Below are 21,031 nucleotides of genomic sequence, written 5' to 3' on the forward strand. Positions count from 1 at the left end.
CGACCGCTCTGCGGTGCCGATCGGGCGTGCCTAGATTCGCGGGGGTGCCCGCCGCGCGTCTCCCGACACCCCTCCGCCTCCTCGTGACCTCCGGCTCACTGCTCGCCGCGGCCGGCACGCTGCTCCAGCTCGCGAACCTGACCGACCGCGCGGCGCTGCGCCGCCCGCCGGCCGCGCCCCCGCCGGTCACCACCCGGGTGTCGGTGCTGGTGCCCGCCCGCGACGAGGCCCGGCGCGTCGCGCCGACCGTGCGCTCGCTGCTGGCCCAGCAGGGGCTCGGCGACGCCGAGTTCCTCGTGCTCGACGACGGGTCCACCGACGGCACCGCCGACGTCGTCACCGACGCCGCCGCCGGCGATCCCCGGCTGCGGGTGCTCGCCGGCACACCCCCGCCGCCGGGCTGGCTCGGCAAGCCCCACGCCTGCGCCCAGCTCGCGGCGGCCGCCCGGGGCGAGGTGCTCGTCTTCGTCGACGCCGACGTCGTCCTCGCCCCGCACGCCGTCGCGGCCGCCGTCGCCGCCCTGCGCGGTCCCCGGCCGCTCGCGCTCCTGTGCCCGTGGCCGCGGCAGGTCGTCATCGGCCCGCTGGCGCGGCTGGTGCAGCCGCTGCTCGCGTGGTCCTGGCTCACGACGGTGCCGCTGCGCCTGGCCGAGCGCAGCGGCCGTCCCTCGATGGCGCTGGCCAACGGCCAGTTCCTGGTCCTCGGGGCCGCCGCGCTCGCCCGGGCCGGCGGTTTCGCGGCCGTGCGGGACGCGGTGCTCGACGACCTCGCGCTCGCCCGGGCGCTGCGCCGCGCCGGCGAACGGACGGGGGTCGCCGACGGTTCCGGGCTCGCGACCTGCCGCATGTACGACTCCGGCCGCGAGCTGCGCGCGGGCTACCGCAAGTCGCTGTGGGCGGCGTTCGGCTCGCCGGCGGGGGCGGTCGCCGTCGCGGCGGCCCTGGCCGTGGTCTACGTCCTGCCGCCGGCCGCCGCCCTCGCGGGTTCCCGCACCGGAGCCGCGGGGTATGCCGCGGCGGTGGCCGGACGGGTGCTGGCGGCACGGTTCGGTGGGCCGCGCGGAGCGGATGCGGTGGCCCATCCGCTCTCGATCGTCGCCGTCCTCGGTCTGCTCGCCTCCTCCTGGGCCGGTCGGGTCCGGGGCACGCTGCGCTGGAAGGGACGGGCCGTGTGAGCCGCGTCGTCGTCATCGGGGCCGGGCTCGGCGGGCTGGCCGCGGCCGCCCGCCTCGCCGCGGCGGGTCACGACGTCGAGGTCCACGAGGCCGCCGAGCAGGCCGGCGGCAAGCTCGGGGTCCTCGAGCGCGACGGGTTCACCTTCGACACCGGGCCCTCGCTGCTCACCATGCCCGGGCTGCTCGACGAGCTCTTCGCCGCGACCGGCGGACCGGCCGGGCTGCCCGTGGCACCGGTCGACCCGGTGTGCGCGTACCACTTCGCCGACGGCACCGAGCTGGTCCTGCCCCACGACCCCGCGCGGGTCCCCGCCGCCCTCGACGCCGCCCTGGGCGCCGGCGCCGGCGCGGCCTGGGAGCGGCTGCACGCCCGGTCCCGGCACGTGTGGTCGCTCGTCGGGCGGGACGTGCTGCGCCGGCCGCTGACGACCGCGGCGCTCGCCCGGATGAGCTCGAGCCCGTCCGGCCTGCGCGCCGTCGCCCCGTGGCGCACCGTGCGCGGGCTGGGCCGGCGGCTGCTGCCCGACCCGCGGCTGCGGCAGTGGCTGGAGCGCTACGCCACCTACTCGGGCTCCGACCCCCGGCGCACGCCGGCGGTGCTCGCGGTGTCCGCATTCGTCGAGCAGGAGTTCGGGGCGTGGTGGGTGCCCGGGGGAATGCGCCGGATCGTCGACACCCTCCTCGCCCGGTGCCGCGACCTCGGCGTGGCGGTGCACCTCGGCTCCCCCGTCGAGGCGGTGCTGCTCGACGGCGACCGCGTGGCCGGGGTGCGCGTGGCGGGCCGGGATAGGGCGGCCGACGTGGTCGTGAGCAACGCCGACGCCGCGGTCCTGCACGAGCACCTGCTGCCCCGGGGCGCGGCGCCGCGCGCCCGCCGCCGGCTGCGGCGCCGCCCGCCGTCGAGCGCGGGCTTCGTCCTGCTGCTCGGGCTCTCCGGGCGCGAGCCGGGGCCGGCGCACCGGGTGTGGTTCCCCGCCGACTACGACGCCGAGTTCGACGCCGTCCACGGCCGCCACCCCCGCCCGGTCGCGGACCCGACCGTCTACGTCCACGCCCCCGACGACCCCGCGCTGCGTCCCGACGACGGGTCCGAGGGCTGGTTCGTGCTGGTCAACGCCCCCGTGCACGACCCGGCCCACGGCGTCGACTGGGACACCCCGGGGCTGCGGGAGTCCTACGCCGAGCACGTCCTCGACGTCCTCGCCGCGCGCGGCACCGACGTCCGGCCGCGGCTGCGCTTCACCGAGGTCCTCACGCCCGCGGACCTCGAGCGCCGCACCGGCGCCCCGGGCGGGGCGATCTACGGGACCGCCTCCCACGGCCCCCGCGCCGCCCTGCGCCGTCCGGCCAACACCGGCCCCGTCGACGGGCTCTACCTCGTCGGCGGCTCCGCCCACCCCGGCGGCGGGATCCCCCTGGTGCTGATGTCGGCCGAGATCGTCGCCGGGCTCATCGGTCCGGCCCCGTCTGCGGCCCCGGCTCCGGGGGGAACGACGCCGGCACCGAGCGCCCGAGGCCGGACGCCAGCTGCCCCAGCCCGACGATCCCCAGCGCCACCCCCGTGACCGCGAACGTGGTGCCCCACGCCCAGCCCGGCCCCGGGACACCCGCCGGGAAGGCCGCGGAGCCCGCGGCGGCCAGCGCGACGACGATCAGCCGCGTCGGCCGCTCGGCCACCGTGACCGCCCCGACCCCGGGCATGCCGACCGCCTGCGCCCGGGCGCGCGCGTACTCGTGCAGGAAGGTCAGCGCCGCCGTCGCCACCGCCCACCCCACGGGCGCGCCGAGCACCACCAGCACGCCCGCGAGCACGAGGTCACCGAGCCGGTCGCAGACCGCGTCGACGACCGCCCCGAGCGGCCGGGCCCGCCCGGTCCGCAGCGCGACGGCACCGTCGAGCCCGTCGAGGACCCCGGCCAGGACGACGAGCAGCGCCGTACCCACCGTCCACGGCGGGCCGACGACGGCGAGCGCCCCGGCCCCGACGAGGACCACCACCCCGGACGCCGAGAGCACGTCCGGCGGGACGCGGGCGACCGGGCCCGCGGCGAGCGCGCGCACCACCCGCAGCCAGCCCCGCACCAGCGGCGAGGGCCGGATGCCGCCGTGGAGCGCGGACCAGCCGGTGTCCCCGGTGTCCTCCGGCGCCATCGGGCCAGCCTGCCAAGCGTCGCCGCCCGCCGCCGCGCGACGGGGATCGTCGTGACCCGGGCGGACACGGGTCGGACCCGGGTGCGGCGCGCCGCCGGCGAGGTCCGCCGCACCTTCCCCGGCAGCGACGTCGCCCTCTGGGCCGGCGGCGCGACCTACTTCGGCCTCATCGGGATGGTCCCGCTCGCGCTGGTGTCGCTCTGGGCGGTCGGCCTGCTGGTCGGCGGGGACACCGTCGAGCGCGCGATGGAGGCGGCCATCGGCGGGCTGCCCGCCGGGCACGGCACCCCGGAGGCGCTGCGCACCCTCACCCGCGTGGCGCTGTCGATGTCGTGGGTGCGGGCGCTCGTCGTCCTCTTCCCGGCCAGCCTCTACGGCGAGGGCCTGCGGCGGGCGTTCCTGCAGCTGTCCGGCGTGCCCGACCGCCTCACCGGCTGGCGCGGCCGCGCCGGGCTGCTCGGGGTCGCCGTCGTCGCCCCGTTCCTCGTGCTCGTGGTGCTCGTGGCCGCGCCGCTCGTGGGCCCGCTCTACGCCCGCGGCGGGTGGTCGCTCGTCCTCGGCATCGTCATCGCCTTCCACGTGGTGTGGGTGACGGTGTCGTCGGCGCTCGTCGCGCTCTTCCGGTTCGTGGCGCCCGGCCGACTCGGCGGGCGGGCCCTGCTCCTCGGCGGCTTCGGGACGGGGTCGGTGCTGGCGGGCTTCCTGCAGGGCTTCGTGCTGTTCCTGGCCATCCCGGTCGAGTGGTCCGCGCCGTTCGGCGGGCTGCCGATCGTGGGCGCCGTCTCCGCGCTCGCGCTGTGGCTCTACCTGCTGCACCTGCTCGTGCTCGGCGGCTACCGGGTGACCGTGGTCCTCGACGAGACGCTGCCCCGCCGCCGACGCCGACGCCGTCTCGCACCCGGTGCAGCCCGGGCCGCGGGCGGGAACCCCCGGACCATGAAGGCAGCCGTCTACCGCAAGACCGGTCCCGCCGCGGAGGTCCTCGCCGTCGAGGACATCGACGTCCCCGACCCGGGACCCGGCCAGGTCCGTGTCCGCATCACCCGCTCGGCGATCAACCCGACCGACTGGAAGACCCGCGCCGGGCTCACCGGCCGCGACCCCGACGACTTCCAGGTGCCCCACCAGGACGGCGCGGGCGTGGTCGACGCGGTGGGCCCCGACGTCACCGACCGCGAGCCCGGCCAGCACGTGTGGATCTTCTTCGCGGCGTTCGGCAACCGGTACGGCACCGCCGCCGAGTACTCCGTGCTCCCGGCCGAGCGGACGGTCCCGCTCCCCGACAACGACCACGACGAGCTCGGGGCCTGCCTCGGCGTCCCGGCCGTCACCGCCGCGCAGTGCCTGGGGAGCGACCCGGCGGCGCTCGAGGGGAAGACGGTGCTCGTGGCCGGCGGCGCCGGGGCGGTCGGGCACTACGCGATCGAGCTGGCGAAGCACGCCGGTGCCCGCGTGGTGACCACGGTCAGCTCCGAGGACAAGGGCGAGCTGGCGCGCGCGGCCGGCGCCGACGTCGTCGTGAACTACCGGGAGAGCGGCGCGATCGAGCGGGTGCGCGGCTACGCCGAGCAGGTGGACCGCATCGTGGAGGTCGCCCTGGGCGCGAACCTCGACCTGGACCTCGCGGTCGCCGGGGCGGGCACCGTCATCTCGGTCTACGCCAACGAGCCGAACGACCCGGTGCTGCCGGTGCGCCGTTTCATGACCGCGAACGCCACCCTCCGGTTCGTCCTCCTCTACGGGGTGCTGCCCGACGACCTGGCCGCGGACCTCGCCTGGGTGCGCGACGCGGTCGACGCCGGGGCCCTCTCGCCGCTGCCCGTCTCGACCTTCGCGCTGGACGACGTCGTCGCCGCACAGGAGGCGGTGGAGAACGGCGCCGTCGGGAAGGTCATGCTGGTGCCCTGACAGTCGTCGACCCACGACCACCGGGAGTGCCCCTGTGACCAACCGATCCGGCCGTTTCGAGATCCTCCCCGACGTGATGCTGGCGTGGACCCCGGCGTCCGACCCCGAGGACGAGGTCGGCTGGGTCCGCTCCGCCGTCGCCCGCTTCGACGCCGACGGGGACCGCTCGGGCCCGCGGACCGCCTGGCGCCTCGCCGTCTCGCACTCGCGCGAGAAGCGCGTGGGCCCGGGCACCGTCGGGTGGATCCACGAGTGGGACGGCGGGCGCGGCCGGCTCGCGGGCCTCGTCGTGTTCGACAGTAACCCGTACAGCCGCACCGAGTCGGCCACGGAGGTCAGCTGGTTCGCCGACGGCATCGTCGGCGTGATCCCGCCCGAGGACCGGGTGACCGCGGAGACGATCATGGCCCACCCGGGCTGGAAGCCGAGCGCGCCGTACATGGGCGCGAAGGGGCGGCAGTTCAAGGACGGGGCACCGGTCGCGCCGGGCAACGCCGCGGTGCTGCGCGAGCTCCTCGACCCCGAGACCGCGCGGTGGCTCGGCCTCGACGCGTCGGGTCTCGCGCGATCGAGCTGACACCGTGTACCTGTGACCTTCCGTCACAGCTACCGGCGGGTTAACGTGATCCGGTGGAGCAGGGTGCGCACTACGACGTGCTGGTCATCGGGTCGGGGTTCGGCGGCAGCGTCTCGGCGCTGCGCCTGACCGAGAAGGGCTACCGCGTCGGCGTGCTCGAGGCCGGCCGGCGCTTCACCCCGCAGACGCTGCCCTCGACGTCGTGGGACGTCCGGAACTTCCTCTGGGCACCGCGTCTGGGCTGCTACGGCATTCAGCGGATCCACGTGCTGCGCGACGTCGTCGTGCTCGCGGGCGCCGGCGTGGGCGGCGGCTCCCTGAACTACGCGAACACGCTCTACCAGCCCTCGTCGCCGGCCTTCTACGGCGATCCGCAGTGGGCGTCGATCACCGACTGGCGCGCCGAGCTCGACCCGTTCTACGACCAGGCGCGCCGGATGCTCGGCGTCGTCACCCAGCCCAGCGTGACGCCGTCGGACGAGGTCATGCGCCGGGTCGCCCGCGAGTGGGACCGCGAGGACACCGTGACCCCGACCCAGGTCGGGGTGTTCTTCGGCCGCGACGGGGCCAAGGAGCCGGGGGTGACGGTGCCCGACCCGTTCTTCGGCGGCGCGGGCCCCGACCGCGTCGGGTGCCTCGAGTGCGGCGAGTGCATGACCGGCTGCCGCCACGGCGCGAAGAACACCCTCGACCGCAACTACCTCGGGCTCGCCGAGCGGGCGGGCGCGGTGGTGCACCCGGAGACGACGGTGCTCACGGTGCGGCCAGGTGCCGCCGGGGACTACGAGGTGGTGACGCGCCCGACGCGGCGCGGCCGGACGCGCCGGGTGGTGTTCACCGCCGACCAGGTCGTCTTCTCCGCCGGCACCTGGGGCACCCAGTCGCTGCTGCACCGGCTGCGCGACGCCGGGACGCTGCCCCGCGTCTCCGCCCGGCTCGGGCACCTCACGCGGACGAACTCCGAGGCGCTGGTCGGCGCGATGGCCCGGCGGGCCCCCGAGCGCGGCGGTCCGCGCGACTTCTCCCGGGGCGTCGCGATCACCTCGTCGTGGCACCCGGACGCCGACACGCACATCGAGCCGTGCCGCTACGGCCACGGGTCGAACGCGATGGGCCTGCTCACCACGCTGATGACCGACGGCGGCGGCCGGGTGCCGCGGCTCGCGAAGCTGCTCGGCGCGATGGCCCGCCACCCCCGCACGCTGGTCCGGTCGCTGGACAAGCGGCGCTGGTCGGAGCGCACCGTGATCGCGCTGGTGATGCAGTCGCTCGACAACTCGATCACGGTCCGGCGCCGCTTCGGCCGGCTCGTCTCCCGGCAGGGACACGGCACGCCCAACCCGACCTGGATCCCGGCGGCCAACGCGACGACGCGGCGCATGGCCGAGCTCATCGACGGCGACCCCGGCGGTACCTGGGGCGAGGCGGTGAACATGCCGATGACCGCGCACTTCATCGGCGGCTGCGCGATCGGCGCGTCGGACTCGGACGGGGTGATCGACCCCTACCAGCGGCTCTACGGCCACCCCGGGCTGCACGTGGTGGACGGGTCGGCGCTCTCGGCGAACCTGGGGGTGAACCCGTCGCTGACGATCACCGCCCAGGCCGAGCGGGCGATGGCGTTCTGGCCGAACAAGGGTGAGCCCGACCCGCGGCCCCCGCTCGGCTCGGCCTACCAGCGGATCGCGCCGGTCGCCCCGCAGGCTCCCGTGGTGCCGGCCTCGGCGCCCGGCGCGCTGCGGGTGACGCTGCCGGTCCCGACGGTGCCGTCCCACCCGACGGAGCCGGTCGCCGGTTCCTGAGCGGGCCTGCCGACGACCGCGCGACGCACACACTCCACCGTCCCCGGCACGAGTCCGCGGCCAGACCTACGCGCACGCACACGCTTCGCCGTCGTCGGCGATCGGTCCCGGCCGGACCTGCGCGCGCCGCACACATTCCGCCCTCCCCGGCACGAGTCCGCGGCTGGACCTGCGCGCGCCGCGCAGGTCATGCGGAACCTCGACGAGTCCGCACCGAGAACGTGTCCGCGACGCGCAGGTCCCACGCCGACTCCGCCACACGTCCCGGCCGGCGCATGCGCGACGCGTACGTCCGGCACGGCAGTCCGGCTCCACCTGCGACCCTCCCCCCGTGCCCGGTGACGTCCTGCTGCTCTCGAACTCCCGACCCCCCGGCGGCGACGAGCCGTTCGGGCACGCCCGCGCGGTCCTGGCGAGCCACCTCGGGGACCGCCCCGTGTGGTTCGTGCCCTACGCGCGCGCCGACCACGACGACTACTTCGCCTGGGTCCGCCGCGCGCTCGGCGGAGCGATCGACCTGCGGCCCCTGCACGCCGAGAAGGATCCGGCGGCGACGGCGGGCGCGGCCGCGGCGGTGTTCGTCGGCGGCGGCAACACGTTCCGGCTGCTCCACGACGTGCGCCGTCTCGGCGTCCTCGACGCCCTGCGCGCGAACCCCGAGTGCCGCTACACCGGCAGCTCCGCGGGCACGAACCTCGGCTGCCCCACGATCCGGACCACCAACGACATGCCGATCGTCGACCCCGGCGGCCTCGACGCCCTCGCGCGCGTCCCGTTCCAGGTCAACCCGCACTACCTCGACCCGGACCCGGCCAGCACCCACCAGGGCGAGACCCGCGAGGAGCGCATCGCCGAGTTCCACGAGGTCGACCACACGCCGGTGGTCGGGCTCCGGGAAGGCGCCTGGCTGCACCGCGCCGGCGACACCCTCACCCTGGACGGCAACCCCGCGCGCCTCTTCCGCCGCGATCACGGGCCGGACGAGCTCGCCGCGGGTACCGACCTGTCGTGGCTGCTGACGACCTCCTCCTGACCGGCGTCCGTCTCCGCGGGCGCGACGAGCTCGTCGACGTCCGCTGCGAGGGCGGGCGGATCGCGGAGGTCGGGCCCGGCCTGGACGCACCCCCGGGCACGACGACGCTCGACGCCGGCGCCCGCCCGGTCCTCCCCGGCCTCGTCGAACCCCACCTGCACCTCGACAAGGCGATGCTCGACGCCCGGGAGCCCGGCGAAGGAACGCTTCAGGGCGCCGTCGCGACGACGGCCCGGCTGAAGGCGGGCTTCACCCACGACGATGTCGTCGCCCGCGCCGAGGACGTGCTGCGCCGCGCCGTGACCCACGGCACCACGCTCGTGCGCACCCCGGTCGACGTCGACCCGACCGTGGGCCTGACGAGCATCGACGCGCTCCTCGACGTGAAGCGGCGCTGGGCCGGCGTCGTCGACCTGCAGGTCGTGGCGTTCCCGCAGGAGGGCATCGCCGCCCGCCCCGGCACCGACGCGCTGCTGGTCGAGGCGCTGCGCCGGGGGGCCGATGTCGTCGGGGCCTGCAGCTACGCCGAGGACGACGTCGAGGGCTGCCGCGACCACCTGCGACGGGTGTTCGACCTCGCCGAGCGCTTCGACGTCCCGGTCGACGTGCACGCCGACTTCGCCCCCGCCGCCACCGCGGACCCGCGCCACCTCCTCGCCGGCGAGATCGCCGCGATGACGGCGGCCCGCGGCTGGGGCGGGCGCACCACGATCGGCCACGTGACCACGCTCTCCGGGTACGACGACGACCGGCGCCGCCGGCTGGTCGACGACCTCGCGGACGCCGGCGTGGGCCTCGTCGTCCTCCCGCCCACCGACCTCTACCTGCAGGGCATCGCGGCCCCCGTCGCCGAGCTGCTCGACGGCGGGGTCGCGACGGCGCTGTCGAGCAACAACGTCCGCAACGCCTTCACCCCGTTCGGCACCGCCGACGTGCTCGACGTCACGCTCCTCGCGGCCCACACCCAGTCGTTCGGCACCCGCGAGGGCATCGACCGTCTCCTCGACCGGGCCACCTCCGGGGCCGCCGCGATGCTCGGCGTCGGGGGCCACGACCTCGCGCCCGGCTCGCGCGCCGACCTCGTCGTCCTCGACGCGCCGGGCCGCGACCACCACACCGCCCTGCTCGACCGCGCCCCGCGGCGCTGGGTGATCAGCGGCGGGCACGTGGCGGCGAGCACCCGGACGGACACGGAGCTGCACGTCCCCTGATCGACAAGCAGGATGGGGGCATGACGAGCGCCCCGTCCCGCCCGAGCACCGCGAACTCCCTCCTCGCCGAGGAGCTCGCGGGAGCGATGCGCGGGACGGTCCGGTTCGACACCGCGACGCGGGCGATGTGGTCGGCGGACTCGTCGAACTACCGCCACGTCCCGCTCGGCGTCGTGCAGCCGGTCGACGCCGACGACGTCGAGCGCGCCGTCGAGGTCACCCGCCGCCACGGTGTCCCGCTGCTGCCCCTGGGCGCCCGCACCAGCATCTGCGGGCAGTCGGTGAACGAGGCCGTCGTCATCGACTTCCACCGGCACATGAACCGCGTGCTGGAGATCGACCCGGACGCCCGCACCGCGCGGGTCCAGCCGGGCACGGTCCTCGACGACCTGCGCGACGCCGGGCGCCCCCACGGCCTGACCTTCGGGCCCGACCCGTCGACCCACAACCGCTGCACGCTCGGCGGGATGATCGGCAACAACGCCTGCGGGTCGCACTCGGTGGCCTGGGGCAAGACCGTCGACAACGTCCGCGCGCTCGACGTCCTGCTCGCCGACGGCACCCGCATGCACGTCGGGGGCGCGATGGACGACGCGGCCATCGACGCCGCGGCGGCGCGGGCCGGCGCCGAGGGGCGGGTGTACCGCGACCTCAAGGCGCTGCGGGACCGGGCCGCGGACATCGTCCGCACCGACACCCCCGACCTCACCCGCCGGGTCTCGGGCTACAACGTCGACCAGCTGCTGCCCGAGCACGGGTTCGACCTCGCGAAGGCCCTCGTCGGGACCGAGGGCACGTGCGTGACGCTGCTCGAGGCGACCGTGGACCTCGTCGAGTCGCCGCCGGTGCGCGCGCTCGCCGTCCTCGGGTTCGCCGACGCCTACACCGCCGCCGACCACGTCGTGCCCATCCGCGACCACGCGCCGCTGACCATCGAGGGCATGGACGTCGGGGTCATCGGCGCGCTGCGCAACGCCCGCCCCGACGACCGGACCCACGAGCAGCTGCCCGCCGGGAAGGGCTGGCTCTACGTCGAGACCGGGGGCGCGACCCGCGACGAGGCCCACGCCAGGGCCGAGGCGATCGCGGCGGAGATGGCCTGGGCGACGGTGGACAGCAAGGTCGTCAGCGAGCCGAAGGCCATGCGCGGGCTGTGGAAGATCCGCGAGGACGGGTCGGGCATCGTCACCCGCGGGCCGGGCGGCGTCGAGGCCTGGCCGGGCTGGGAGGACGCCGCGGTCCAGCCCGCCCAGTTCGGGAGCTACCTGCGCGAGTTCGACGCGCTGCTGGCCAAGCACGGCCGCAGCGGCGCCTACTACGGCCACTTCGGTGACGGCTGCCTGCACGTGCGCATCGACTTCGACCTGCTCACGCCGCCGGGCATGCGCAACTTCCGCAGCTTCCTCGAGGACGCGGCCGACCTCGCCGTCGCCCACGGCGGGTCGCTCTCCGGCGAGCACGGCGACGGCCAGGCCCGCGCCGAGCTGCTCTCCCGGATGTACACGCCGCGGATGCTCGAGGCGTTCGCCGACTTCAAGGCGGCGTGGGACCCCGACGGGCGGATGAACCCGCACCGCGTGGTCGACCCGCCGAAGATCGACGACGACGTCCGCGTCTTCCTCGGGCAGCCGACGATCAGCACCCGCACGCAGCTCGACTTCGTCGACGACGGCGTTCCCGACGGCGTCCGGGGCGGGTTCGCCTCCGCGACCCGCCGCTGCATCGGCGTCGCCAAGTGCATCACCGCCGAGGGCGGCGTGATGTGCCCGAGCTACCGGGTGACCGGCGAGGAGAAGCACTCCACCCGCGGGCGTGCGCGGCTGCTCTTCGAGATGGCGTCCGGGCAGACCGTGTCGGACGGCTGGCGCTCCACCGAGGTCCGCGACGCGCTCGACCTGTGCCTGAGCTGCAAGGGCTGCGCGCGGGACTGCCCGGTCGGCGTGGACATGGCGACCTACAAGACCGAGTTCCTCGCCCAGCACTACGCGGGGCGGGCGAAGGACCGGCCCCGCTCGCACTGGTCGATGGGCTGGCTGCCCGCCTGGCTGCGGATCGCGGGCTCGATCCCCGGCGCCCCGCGGCTGGCGAACGCGCTGGCGCGCCGGCCGGCGCTGGCCGGGTTCGCGAAGAAGGCCGGCGGCATCGCCCCGCAGCGCGACATCCCGGAGCTGGCACCGAAGCCGCTGCGCCGCCTGCTCGCCCGGACCGGTGAGGACCACTCCGCCCGGGCCGACGTCGAGAAGCGCGTCCTGCTCTGGCCGGACACCTTCACCGAGGCGTTCGACCCCCAGCTCGCTCTCGACGCCATCGCGGTGCTCGAGGCCCTGGGGTACCGCGTCGAGCTGCCGAGCTCGGGGGTGTGCTGCGGGCTGACGTGGATCACGACGGGGCAGGTCGGGACGGCGAAGCAGGTCGTCGGGCGCAGCCTGGAGCGCATCCGGCCCTGGCTCGAGGACGGGGTGCCCGTCGTCGGGCTGGAGCCGTCGTGCACCGCGGCGCTGCGCGGCGACTCGCTCAAGGTGCTCGGGCGCGACCACGAACTGGCGAAGATCGCGTCGGCGTCGATCCGCACGTTCGCCGAGATCCTCGCCGAGCACACCGCCGAGCTGTCGGCGCTCTCGGACGGCACCGCCCGGACGGCCCTCGTCCAGATCCACTGCCACCAGTACGCCGAGCTGGGCACCGAGGCCGACCGCGCGGTGCTCGCGGCGCTCGGGGTGACCGCCGAGGTCCTCGACGAGGGCTGCTGCGGGCTGGCCGGCAACTTCGGGTTCGAGGACGGGCACTACGAGGTCTCGACGGCGTGCGCGGAGCGGGGCCTGATGCCCGCGGTCCGGGCGGCGTCGCCGGACACCGCCGTGCTCGCCGACGGCTACTCGTGCCGCACCCAGATCCGCCAGCTCGACAACGGGGGGCACGAGCCCACCCACCTCGCGAGCATCGCGGCGCGGGCCCTGGGTCTGCGGAGCCGCGTGGGCGCCCGCGCGACGACATGAGGACCCGGCCGGGCGTCCTGCGCTGGCTCGCCTACGCGTTCGGCGCCCGGCTCCCCGCGACCTACGGCGACTGGGTCCTGCACGACCTCACCGCGCGCACCTGGTTCCTGCGCCAGATGGCCCGCACGACGGTGCAGTGCGTGCCGACCGCCCTCCTCGCGCTCCTGCCCGGGCCGGCCTGGCTACGCGTGGCGCTGCCGTGCTTCGTGCTGGTCTCGGCCCTGTTCATGTCGGCGATCTTCTCGCCCATGATCCGGGAGAAGCGCCTCTACCAGCACGGGTTCCTGCCGGAGCTGGTGCTGGGCCGTCAGGAGGAGTGACCCCGGACCGGTTCGCCGGCCAGCGGGACGCCGCCCTCGAGGCGCCCGAGCATCGCGTCGAGCTCGTCGACGTAGCTGGTGGCCCGTCCGGCGTCCATGCGGGCGCGGGCGGCCTGCCGGGCACCGAGCACGACGGCGCTGAACAGCAGGACCTCGGGGTCCTCGGGCTCGCGGCCCGTCGCCGGTCCGACCATCGCGGCGACCTGCTCGACGCCGAACGCGTTGCGCTCGCGCAGGATCGTCGCGATCGCCGGCACCGTCCGCGCCAGCTCCATGCGGACCTCCTCGAGCGCGCGGGCCTCGTCGTCGAGCGACCCGAACGACTCCCGCAGCACGGTCCGCACCGCCTCCAGCAGCGGCGTCCCCGCCGGGACCGCCGCCATCACGCGCTCCATCACCGGGTCGACGTCGTCGAACAGGACGACGTCCTCCTTCGTCCCGAAGTACCGGAAGAACGTGCTGCGGCTGACCTCCGCGGCCGCCGCGATGTCGTCCACCGTCGTCTCCGCGTACCCGTGGTCGCGGAAGAGCCGCAGGGCGTGGCGCTGCAGCTCGGCGCGCGTGCGCTCCTTCTTGCGCTCCCGCAGTCCCATAGCGCTGATTGTGGCACGGCAAGTCTTTTGAGACTCCATCTCACTTGGAGCGTAGTGTCAGAACCATGGACGACGTGGTGGTGGTGGGAGCGGGACCGACCGGGCTCACGGCGGCGACCGAGCTGGCGCGGCGCGGGGTGCGGGTCCGGGTCCTGGACGGCGCGGCCGGGCCGCACCGCGGGTCGCGGGGCAAGGGCCTGCAGCCGCGGACGCTGGAGCTGCTCGACGCGATGGGGGTGGCCGACCGGCTGGTCTCGCTCGGGGAGTTCGAGCTGCCGATCCGACGCCACGGGCCGGACGGGGCGGTCGAGGACGTCGTCCTCAACCGCGCCGAGCCCGACCCGACCACGCCGTGGGCCCGCTCGCTGATCATCCCGCAGTGGCGCACCGAGCAGGTGCTCCGCGAGCGGCTCGCGGAGGAGGGCGTCGAGGTCGAGTACGGGCGCCGCGTCGCCGGGCTGACCCAGGACGACGACGGCGTGACGGTGACGCCGGAGGACGACGGGACGCTGCGCGCGTCGTGGGTGGTGGGCGCCGACGGCGGGACCAGCACGGTGCGCCACGAGCTCGGGATCGGTTTCCTCGGCGAGACCCACGACGAGGTCCGGCTGCTGCTCGGCGACGTCGAGCTGGACGGGCTGGACCGCGACCACTGGCACATGTGGTCGGCTCCCGGCCCGTTGGTCGGGACGGGCGCGCTGTACTTCGCGCTCTGCCCGCTGCCGGCGACGCCCACCTGGCAGGTGCAGATCGCGCACTCCGACCCGGCCGTCGTCGCGGACGAGCCGGTGCTGCGGGAGCTCGTCGACGCGCTCGGCCCCCGGATCCGGGTCCGCCGGGTGGTGACCTCGGGCACCTGGCGGCTCAACGTCCGCATGGTCGACGACTACCGCGTCGGTCGGGTGTTCCTCGCGGGCGACGCGGCGCACGTCCACTCGCCCGCGGGCGGGCAGGGCATGAACACCGGGATCAGCGACGCGGTGAACCTCGGCTGGAAGCTCGCGGCCGTCGTCGGCGGCCGGGCCGACGAGACGCTGCTCGATACCTACACCGGCGAGCGGCTCCCGGTGGCCGCGGGGGTGCTGGGCCTGTCCAGCGAGCTGATCGGCCGGCAGTTCTGGCAGCGCACCCCGCAACAGGTCCGCGACACCGCCGGGTTCGGCACGACCTACCGCGGCGGGCCGCTGGCGGCGCTCGACGAGGGCGACGGCCCGCGGCCCGGTGACCGGGCTCCGAACGCGCCGCTGGTCGTCGACGGCACGCCCACCGATCTGTTCGCGGTGCGTCGCGCCGCGGACTTCACGGTGCTGGCCTTCGGCGGCGCGGCCCGCGTGGCCCCGGAGCTGCCCGGCACGGTGCAGGTGCTCGACGCCGACGCGCTGGCCGCCGACGGGGTGCTCCGCGAGGCGTACGGGGCGGTCGACGGCGAGGTCGTGGTGATCCGCCCGGACGGCTACGTCTGGTCCCGGTGCGCTCCGCGCTCGTGAGCACAAAGTGTCGCTATAGCGACACTTTCTGCTCACGGGGCCGCAGGCCACCTCGCGCCGGGATCCGGCGGGCAGACGGTGCCCTCGGCGGGCGGGTGCGCGGGGTCGAGCAGGTAGGCGGCCGCCGCGTCCTCGGCGCAGCGACTGGGCAGGTCGAGCGTGGTGTGGCCGTACCCGTCGACGACGAGGACCCGGGCCGAGGACAGCTCGCCGGCGGTGGCGCGGGCGTTCGCCAGCGGGGTGTCCGGGTCCTCCCGGGCGTTGACGACGAGGGCCGGCGCGTGCAGCGGGGCGTTCCACGGACCGAGGTAGCGGTCGGGGTCGATCGCGGGCCAGTCCACGCACGCCGCGGTGTTCAGCGCCGCGGGGACGCCGAACAGCGGGTGGGCCGCCTGCTCGGCGGGCAGCAGCGCGTCGACCTGCGCGGCGCCCGGGGTGACCACGTCGGTGCACTGCACCGCGAGGAAGGCCGTGGAGTGGGCGGGCGCCCCGGCGGCCCGGTCGGGCACCACCGGCCCGGGGGGCACGCCGGCCGGCGCGAGGGCCGCGAGGGTGCGGGCGAGCGAGCCCAGCCGGCCCCCGGACTCCAGCGCCGTCGCGACCCGGTCGGCGAGCGCGGCGGAGGTCCCGGAGCGCGTGGCGGCGGCCGTCGCCGTGGCGACCCTGGCGGCCGGGTCGGCCCCGGGCGGCGCCGCCAGCGCGCATCCCGCGGGACCGGCGGCCGCACACGCCGTCGTGAAAGCCCGTACCGAGGCGTCCCGGTCGCCCGCCACCCCGGCGCGGACGTCGACCGGCCGGCCGGGGTCGGCGGTGCCGGCGTTCGCGGCGAGGTCGAGGGCACCGTCGACCACGAGCGCGCGCAGGTGGGCGGGGAAGAGGTTGGCGTAGGTCGCGCCCAGCACGGTGCCGTAGGAGTAGCCGTAGACGCTGATCTCGGGCTCGCCGAGTGCCTGGCGGACCAGGTCGAGGTCGCGGGCGGCGTTCGCGGTGGACAGGTGGCTCAGCAGCTCGCCGGACGCGGCCGCGCACGCCTGCCCGGCCGCGCGGGCCGACGTCCAGAACCCGGCCGGGTCGGTGAGCGGGGAGCCCGCGGGCAGCACCGGCTGCCCGTCGAACGGGCCGCAGCGGACCGGGGTGCTCTGGCCGACCCCGCGGGGGTCGACGGCGAGGACGTCCATCCGGGCCCGCAGCCCGGCGAACCGGGACGCGAGCCGGCGCAGGCTCGTGGTGCCCGGCGTCCCCGGCCCGCCGTAGTTCACCGCCACCGTTCCGATCCGCGCGGCCGGGTCGAGGGCGGGCAGCCGGACCATGCCGAGCGCGATCGCCGGTCCGGTGGGGCGCCGGTAGTCGAGGGGCACGGGCACCGTCGCGCACTGGAAGCCGCCGCCGCAGGCACGCCAGTCGATGCGGGGTACCGCCGCGCCGTTCGTGCCGAGGACGGCGGGGGCGGAGCCGGACGTGCCCGGCGCGGGCGACGCGGGCCCGCCACAGGCCGCGAGCAGCAGGAGCAGGACCACATAGGTGGCCTTCGGCCTCGTGAGCACTAATTGTCGGTATAGCGGCACTTTGTGCTCACGAGCGCGCAGCGCACCTATGCGAGGTTCCGCAGCGACGGCCACGCCTGCGCCCAGGGCGCGCGCGGCGTGCACAGCGCGAGCGGCACGCCGCTGTTGACCGGCTCGACCGGCGACGCCGGGGTCTTCGGCAGCGGCGTCAGTCGGGCGCAGAACCGGGACGCCCACGTCACGTCGCCGACCAGCAGGGCGTCGTCGGAACCGGGGGGCACGTCGAAGTACCCGAAGCCCCGGTGGGTCGAGTAGACCGGCGTCGGCAGGCCGTGGGCCGGGCCCTCGTGCTCGAGCGCGGCGGCGTACCAGTACGAGTAGGCCATGACGACCGTGTGCGCCCGCTGCTCGGGCGGCAGCCCCTGCCAGGCGCGCGCCACCCCGGCCGTGAAGTCCGACCAGCCGACCTGGCCCATCGTCTCGAACTCGGTCGGGGCCCGCCACGACGACGGCCCCACCGGCAGCACCCAGGCCATGGCGAGCACCGCGCCGAGCGCGACCGCGGCCGGGCGCAGCGTCCAGCGCCACCACCGGTCCCACGGCCGCGCCGGGACGACGTCGACCCCGACCGCGCCGGCCGCGAGGACCAGCGCGTACAGGCCGGAGAGGTAGTACGGCCGGCCCCCGGCGGCGAGCAGCACCAGGGTCACCAGCACCACGGCGAGCCCGAGCGGGCGCCACGGCCGCATCCGCTCGCTGCGCAGCAGCGCCCACAGCCCGACCACGACGAGCACCGCCCCGGGCAGCACCCCCGCGTAGTACAGCGCCCGCGGCAGGAACTCCCAGCGGTTGCCGAACAACGAGGACTCCCCCGCGACCACCGAGCCCATCCGCAGCTGCGGCCAGCCGTGGTGGGCCTGCCAGACGAGCGTCGGGACTGTCGAGGCCGCGGCCAGCGCCAGCCCCGCCCAGAGCATCGGGCGCCCGAGCAGCCGCCGGGGGCCGGCGACCCAGATCCCGACGGCCACGGCGGCGAGCAGCACCGGGATGAGGACCTTGTCGAACAGGGCGACCCCGACGACGACGCCGAGCCCGAGCAGCAACCGGTCCCGCGTCGCGGCGCCCCGCGCCTCGGGGTGTGCCTCGAGGCGCAACCAGCGCGCGAGCAGCAGCAGCGCGACGGCCCAGCAGAAGGGGTCGACCGTCGAGGTGGCGAGCAGGTGGCCGGTCGCGAGCAGGTAGGGGCTGGCCGCGGTGGCGACGGCGGCGAGGACCTGGGCGCGCCGCCGGCCGCCGAGCTCGGCGGCGATCAGCGCCGCGACGACCAGCCCGGCCGCGGTGAGCAGCGTCGCCGGCAGCCGGAGCACGACGAGGTTCCCCGGCGCCAGGTGCTGCAGCGCCGCCGCCAGCAGCGGCAGCATCGGCGGCTGGTCGGCGTACCCGGCCGCGGGCCGGGCGCCCGCGGAGAGGAAGTAGTACTCGTCGCCGAAGTAGCCGTAGCGGGCGGAGAAGAACCCGAGCACGACGGCGAGGGCGGCCGCGACGGTGAGCACCGGGCGCCACGCGAGCGGGGGCCGCTCCGGGGGGAGGGCCGTGGCGGGGAGCGCGGGGAGGCCTCGCGCGGGCGTCGTCGTCGTCATCCGCCCCGCCTCCCGTCCGTGCCGTCCCTCCCGGCCGCCCGACCAGCAAACCGCACCGCACGGGCCCGGAGGTGCGCGGGGGTGGCCCGGGAGCCTGCGAGACTGCTCGTCGATGGAGCTCACCGACAGCTGGTCCCGGGGGTGCGGCGCGGATCCCGCGACGGTGCCGCTGGCGCGGCTCGCGGCGCTCACCGAGCGGTTCGAGCTGCGGGAGACCCGCAACGCGGCCGCCGTCCTCGCGGCCACCGCGCCCGAGGAGTTCGGGGAGCTCTGCGCGGTGCTGGACACCTTCGTCCTGCACACCGCCGACCTCATCGAGGCAGGCGGCAACGAGTCCCGGCTCGCGCAGCGCCTCAACGCGGAGTTCCGGGTGCGGGGCTGGCGGGAGGGCCGGGTCGACACCGTCGTGCGGTCGGTGCTCCAGGTCCAGCCGTGGGCCCCGGCGGGTGAGCGGGACGTCGTCGAGCGCATGGACGAGGTCCGCAACGAGGGCTACAAGGTCGACAACGTGAAGGGTCGGGTCGCGCTGGACGTCGAGTGGAACGCGAAGGACGGCAACCTCGACCGGGACATCGGGGCGTACCGCAGCCTCCACGACGCCGGGCTGATCGACGGCGCGGTGCTCCTCACCCGCACCCACGACGACGTCCGCGAGCTCGCCCGCCGCCTCTCCCGCGGCGCGGGCCACTCCGACGAGCAGGTCCGGAGCCGGTTCTCGACGTCGACGACGACGCACCTGGGCAAGCTGGAGTCGCGCATGACCCGCGGCGACCCCGGGGGCTGCCCGCTGCTCGCCGTCGCGATCAGCGCGCGCTGCTGGGGTCCCGACGACGAGGCCGGGACCCGGTCGTGGGCGGGCGCGCGGTCGGCCGTCGAGCAGCCGGTCCTCGACGGGTGGTCCGGGTGAGCGCCGCCGAGGGCGACGTCACGGGCGGGCTGCGCCGTGTCGGGCCCCGGGGACTGTCGGACCCCCGGGCTACGGTCCCGCCCGTGTCCGCTCCCGCTCCCGACGCCGCCCCGCCGCGCCCCGCGAGGGTCCGCGCGCCCCGTGCCGACCCGCTGCGGGTCGACGTCTCGCCGCTCGAGGCCGCGCCGCTGCCGCGGACCGACGGCGGCTGGTCGTGCGTGTACGCCGACCCGCCGTGGCGCTTCACCAACCGCACCGGCAAGGTCGCGCCCGAGCACCGCCGGCTCGACCGGTACGACACGATGACCGCCGCCGAGATCGCCGCGCTGCCGGTGGCCGACGTCGTCGCCGACAACGCCCACCTCTACCTGTGGGTGCCGAACGCGCTGCTCCCGGAGGGCCTGGCGGTGATGTCCGGCTGGGGCTTCCGCTACGTCTCCAACCTGGTGTGGGCCAAGCGCCGCAAGGACGGCGGCCCAGACGGGCGGGGCGTCGGGTTCTACTTCCGCAACGTCACCGAGCTGATCCTGTTCGGGGTGCGCGGCTCGATGCGCACGCTCGACCCGGCGCGCCGGCAGGTCAACATGATCGAGACGGTGAAGCGCGAGCACTCACGCAAACCGGACGAGGCGTACGAGCTCATCGAGGCGTGCTCGCCCGGGCCCTACCTCGAGATGTTCGCGCGCTACCCGCGCGAGGGCTGGACGGTGTGGGGCGCGGAGTCCGACGCCGAGGTCACCCCGCGCGGCCGGCAGTACCCGGCCTACCGCGGCGGCGACACCGCACCCGGCGCGCACGGATAGTCACTCCGACGCGGGGTGGATGACCACGCAGCGTCGTTTCGACGCGAGATCCTGACCGTTTGACTGCCCGGTAACCCCTGGTGGTGGCGTTCGCCGACCACTCGCTGTGAGACTGTGCACTATGGCGAAGACCCCCGACCTGGCGCGCAACCAGCGGGTGACGGGCCCCGAGCGCGAGAAGCTCTCCGGCGAGCTCCTCAAGCGCTACCAGCGGGGCCAGAGCATCCGTGAGATCTGCGCGGAGACCGGTTACAGCATCGGCCGCGTCCGGCGACTCCTCGTCGACGCGGGAGTCGAGTTCCGCGGGCGCGGCGGCACACACGGGAGAGCCCGCAAGAAGGTCGAGTGACCCGCGGGCCCTCCGGGGTCAGTGCCGCAGGCGGGCGAGGATCCCCCGGCCACGGCGCAGGGCGACGTCGAGGCGCGAGCCCTCGGCGGGCGCCAGACCGAGCTGCCGCGCGACCTGCAACTGGTCGAACACCACGAAGTCCGCGTGGATCCGGCCCCCGGAGACCGTGACGTGGTCGATCCCGTCGAGGTCGAGGTGGGCGCCGGTCGGGCCGATGCCGGCCCACTCGGCGCCCGAGTGCGTGCCGGTGAGCGTCCAGCGGACGAAGACCGTCCCGTCCTGCTCGGCCACGGCCTGCATCGTCACCGTGAGGTCGGGGACCGCGGCGAACAGCCCCTCCCAGAAGCCGAGGACCGCGTCGACGCCCCGGTACGTGGCGTCCGGCAGGCGCAGGCGCACGTCCGCCGTGAGGACGTCGCGCAGCGGCGCCGACCGGTGGGTGTTGACGATGTCGAAGACCCAGCGGACGACCTCGGTGGGCGACGCGTCCGTCCCGGGCGGCGTGGGCGCGGGCGGGCCGGCGGACGTGCGGGTCGGCATGGGGCGAGCGTAGTGGCGTGATCGTGGGAAGGCA

18 protein-coding genes are annotated in these 21,031 nt (G+C 76.0%); 13 read left to right on the plus strand and 5 right to left on the minus strand.

Going from position 1 to position 21,031, the window contains the following annotated elements; translation table 11 throughout:
• Positions 1 to 44 precede the first annotated feature (44 nt).
• Both HH311_RS10430 and HH311_RS10435 read left to right on the plus strand, forming a co-directional pair.
• The gene (locus HH311_RS10430; protein ID WP_312030066.1) at positions 45 to 1,175 is read left to right on the plus strand and encodes a glycosyltransferase family A protein; all 1,131 of its coding nucleotides are present in this window, start codon (positions 45 to 47) and stop codon (positions 1,173 to 1,175) included.
• Positions 1,172 to 2,740, plus strand: a complete 1,569-nt coding sequence (locus tag HH311_RS10435) for an NAD(P)/FAD-dependent oxidoreductase (RefSeq protein WP_169183572.1) — start codon at positions 1,172 to 1,174, stop codon at positions 2,738 to 2,740. Before HH311_RS10430 ends, HH311_RS10435 begins: the two co-directional genes overlap by 4 nt.
• On the opposite strand, the gene HH311_RS10440 is transcribed toward HH311_RS10435, so the two are convergent.
• Entirely contained in the window at positions 2,625 to 3,326 is a 702-nt protein-coding gene (locus HH311_RS10440; protein ID WP_169183573.1) for a CDP-alcohol phosphatidyltransferase family protein, read from the minus strand. The genes HH311_RS10435 and HH311_RS10440 overlap by 116 nt on opposite strands.
• A gap of 51 nt (positions 3,327 to 3,377) precedes the next feature.
• On the opposite strand from HH311_RS10440, the gene HH311_RS10445 reads away from it, so the two are divergent.
• The 7 genes from HH311_RS10445 to HH311_RS10475 all read left to right on the plus strand — a co-directional run bounded on the left by HH311_RS10445 (position 3,378) and on the right by HH311_RS10475 (position 13,173).
• Positions 3,378 to 5,234 (plus strand): YhjD/YihY/BrkB family envelope integrity protein, encoded by a 1,857-nt coding sequence (locus HH311_RS10445; protein ID WP_169183574.1) that lies wholly within the window; start codon positions 3,378 to 3,380, stop codon positions 5,232 to 5,234.
• Between the two features lie 34 nt (positions 5,235 to 5,268).
• Positions 5,269 to 5,811 carry a hypothetical protein gene (locus tag HH311_RS10450; RefSeq protein ID WP_169183575.1) on the plus strand — a complete coding sequence of 181 codons (543 nt, stop codon included), beginning with the start codon at positions 5,269 to 5,271 and terminating at the stop codon, positions 5,809 to 5,811.
• Positions 5,812 to 5,864: 53 nt separating this feature from the next.
• Positions 5,865 to 7,613 (plus strand): GMC oxidoreductase, encoded by a 1,749-nt coding sequence (locus HH311_RS10455; RefSeq protein WP_169183576.1) that lies wholly within the window; start codon positions 5,865 to 5,867, stop codon positions 7,611 to 7,613.
• Between the two features lie 331 nt (positions 7,614 to 7,944).
• Positions 7,945 to 8,646, plus strand: coding sequence for a dipeptidase PepE (gene pepE, locus HH311_RS10460; RefSeq protein ID WP_169183577.1), 702 nt, complete (start codon positions 7,945 to 7,947; stop codon positions 8,644 to 8,646).
• Complete coding sequence (locus HH311_RS10465) at positions 8,622 to 9,857, plus strand: amidohydrolase family protein (RefSeq protein WP_211190065.1); 1,236 nt, start codon at positions 8,622 to 8,624, stop codon at positions 9,855 to 9,857. Before pepE ends, HH311_RS10465 begins: the two co-directional genes overlap by 25 nt.
• 20 nt (positions 9,858 to 9,877) lie before the next feature.
• Complete coding sequence (locus HH311_RS10470; protein WP_169183578.1) at positions 9,878 to 12,853, plus strand: FAD-binding and (Fe-S)-binding domain-containing protein; 2,976 nt, start codon at positions 9,878 to 9,880, stop codon at positions 12,851 to 12,853.
• On the plus strand, positions 12,850 to 13,173 hold the full coding sequence (locus HH311_RS10475) for a DUF5313 family protein (RefSeq protein WP_169183579.1): 324 nt from the start codon (positions 12,850 to 12,852) through the stop codon (positions 13,171 to 13,173). Before HH311_RS10470 ends, HH311_RS10475 begins: the two co-directional genes overlap by 4 nt.
• Here the strand turns inward: HH311_RS10475 and HH311_RS10480 are convergent.
• On the minus strand, positions 13,161 to 13,766 hold the full coding sequence (locus HH311_RS10480) for a TetR family transcriptional regulator (RefSeq protein WP_169183580.1): 606 nt from the start codon (positions 13,764 to 13,766) through the stop codon (positions 13,161 to 13,163). The two genes, HH311_RS10475 and HH311_RS10480, sit on opposite strands and share 13 nt — an antisense overlap.
• A 65-nt stretch (positions 13,767 to 13,831) precedes the next feature.
• Here HH311_RS10480 and HH311_RS10485 point away from each other — a divergent pair, with 65 nt between their 5' ends.
• Positions 13,832 to 15,253 (plus strand): FAD-dependent oxidoreductase, encoded by a 1,422-nt coding sequence (locus HH311_RS10485; RefSeq protein WP_169183581.1) that lies wholly within the window; start codon positions 13,832 to 13,834, stop codon positions 15,251 to 15,253.
• A 32-nt stretch (positions 15,254 to 15,285) separates the two neighbouring features.
• Here the strand turns inward: HH311_RS10485 and HH311_RS10490 are convergent, their stop codons facing one another.
• Both HH311_RS10490 and HH311_RS10495 read right to left on the minus strand, forming a co-directional pair.
• Positions 15,286 to 16,797 carry an alpha/beta hydrolase gene (locus HH311_RS10490; protein ID WP_312030067.1) on the minus strand — a complete coding sequence of 504 codons (1,512 nt, stop codon included), beginning with the start codon at positions 16,795 to 16,797 and terminating at the stop codon, positions 15,286 to 15,288.
• Between the two features lie 47 nt (positions 16,798 to 16,844).
• Positions 16,845 to 18,398 (minus strand): glycosyltransferase family 39 protein, encoded by a 1,554-nt coding sequence (locus tag HH311_RS10495; protein ID WP_169183582.1) that lies wholly within the window; start codon positions 18,396 to 18,398, stop codon positions 16,845 to 16,847.
• Positions 18,399 to 18,510: 112 nt separating this feature from the next.
• Here HH311_RS10495 and HH311_RS10500 point away from each other — a divergent pair, with 112 nt between their 5' ends.
• From HH311_RS10500 to HH311_RS10510, 3 genes are all read left to right on the plus strand, one after another.
• A complete protein-coding gene (locus HH311_RS10500) occupies positions 18,511 to 19,305 on the plus strand; it encodes a BglII/BstYI family type II restriction endonuclease (protein ID WP_169183583.1) in 795 nt (264 codons plus the stop codon).
• 83 nt (positions 19,306 to 19,388) lie between these two features.
• On the plus strand, positions 19,389 to 20,108 hold the full coding sequence (locus tag HH311_RS10505) for an MT-A70 family methyltransferase (RefSeq protein WP_169183584.1): 720 nt from the start codon (positions 19,389 to 19,391) through the stop codon (positions 20,106 to 20,108).
• Between the two features lie 121 nt (positions 20,109 to 20,229).
• Positions 20,230 to 20,457 (plus strand): helix-turn-helix domain-containing protein, encoded by a 228-nt coding sequence (locus tag HH311_RS10510; RefSeq protein ID WP_169183585.1) that lies wholly within the window; start codon positions 20,230 to 20,232, stop codon positions 20,455 to 20,457.
• Positions 20,458 to 20,475: 18 nt separating this feature from the next.
• Here the strand turns inward: HH311_RS10510 and HH311_RS10515 are convergent, their stop codons facing one another.
• Positions 20,476 to 20,997 carry an ester cyclase gene (locus HH311_RS10515; RefSeq protein ID WP_169183586.1) on the minus strand — a complete coding sequence of 174 codons (522 nt, stop codon included), beginning with the start codon at positions 20,995 to 20,997 and terminating at the stop codon, positions 20,476 to 20,478.
• Between the last annotated feature and the right edge of the window lie 34 nt (positions 20,998 to 21,031).

The organism is Actinomycetospora sp. TBRC 11914, assembly GCF_012933465.1.
Taxonomy (GTDB): Bacteria; Actinomycetota; Actinomycetes; order Mycobacteriales; family Pseudonocardiaceae; genus Actinomycetospora.

What these genes read in the sequence shown, in the direction of transcription:
- HH311_RS10440 (WP_169183573.1), bottom strand. Translation starts at nt 3,326, where the DNA reads ATGGCGCCGGAGGACACCGGGGACACCGGCTGGTCCGCGCTCCACGGC.
- HH311_RS10470 (WP_169183578.1), top strand. Translation starts at nt 9,878, where the DNA reads ATGACGAGCGCCCCGTCCCGCCCGAGCACCGCGAACTCCCTCCTCGCC.
- HH311_RS10475 (WP_169183579.1), top strand. Translation starts at nt 12,850, where the DNA reads ATGAGGACCCGGCCGGGCGTCCTGCGCTGGCTCGCCTACGCGTTCGGC.
- HH311_RS10480 (WP_169183580.1), bottom strand. Translation starts at nt 13,766, where the DNA reads ATGGGACTGCGGGAGCGCAAGAAGGAGCGCACGCGCGCCGAGCTGCAG.
- HH311_RS10485 (WP_169183581.1), top strand. Translation starts at nt 13,832, where the DNA reads ATGGACGACGTGGTGGTGGTGGGAGCGGGACCGACCGGGCTCACGGCG.
- HH311_RS10495 (WP_169183582.1), bottom strand. Translation starts at nt 18,398, where the DNA reads ATGACGACGACGACGCCCGCGCGAGGCCTCCCCGCGCTCCCCGCCACG.
- HH311_RS10500 (WP_169183583.1), top strand. Translation starts at nt 18,511, where the DNA reads ATGGAGCTCACCGACAGCTGGTCCCGGGGGTGCGGCGCGGATCCCGCG.
- HH311_RS10510 (WP_169183585.1), top strand. Translation starts at nt 20,230, where the DNA reads ATGGCGAAGACCCCCGACCTGGCGCGCAACCAGCGGGTGACGGGCCCC.
- HH311_RS10515 (WP_169183586.1), bottom strand. Translation starts at nt 20,997, where the DNA reads ATGCCGACCCGCACGTCCGCCGGCCCGCCCGCGCCCACGCCGCCCGGG.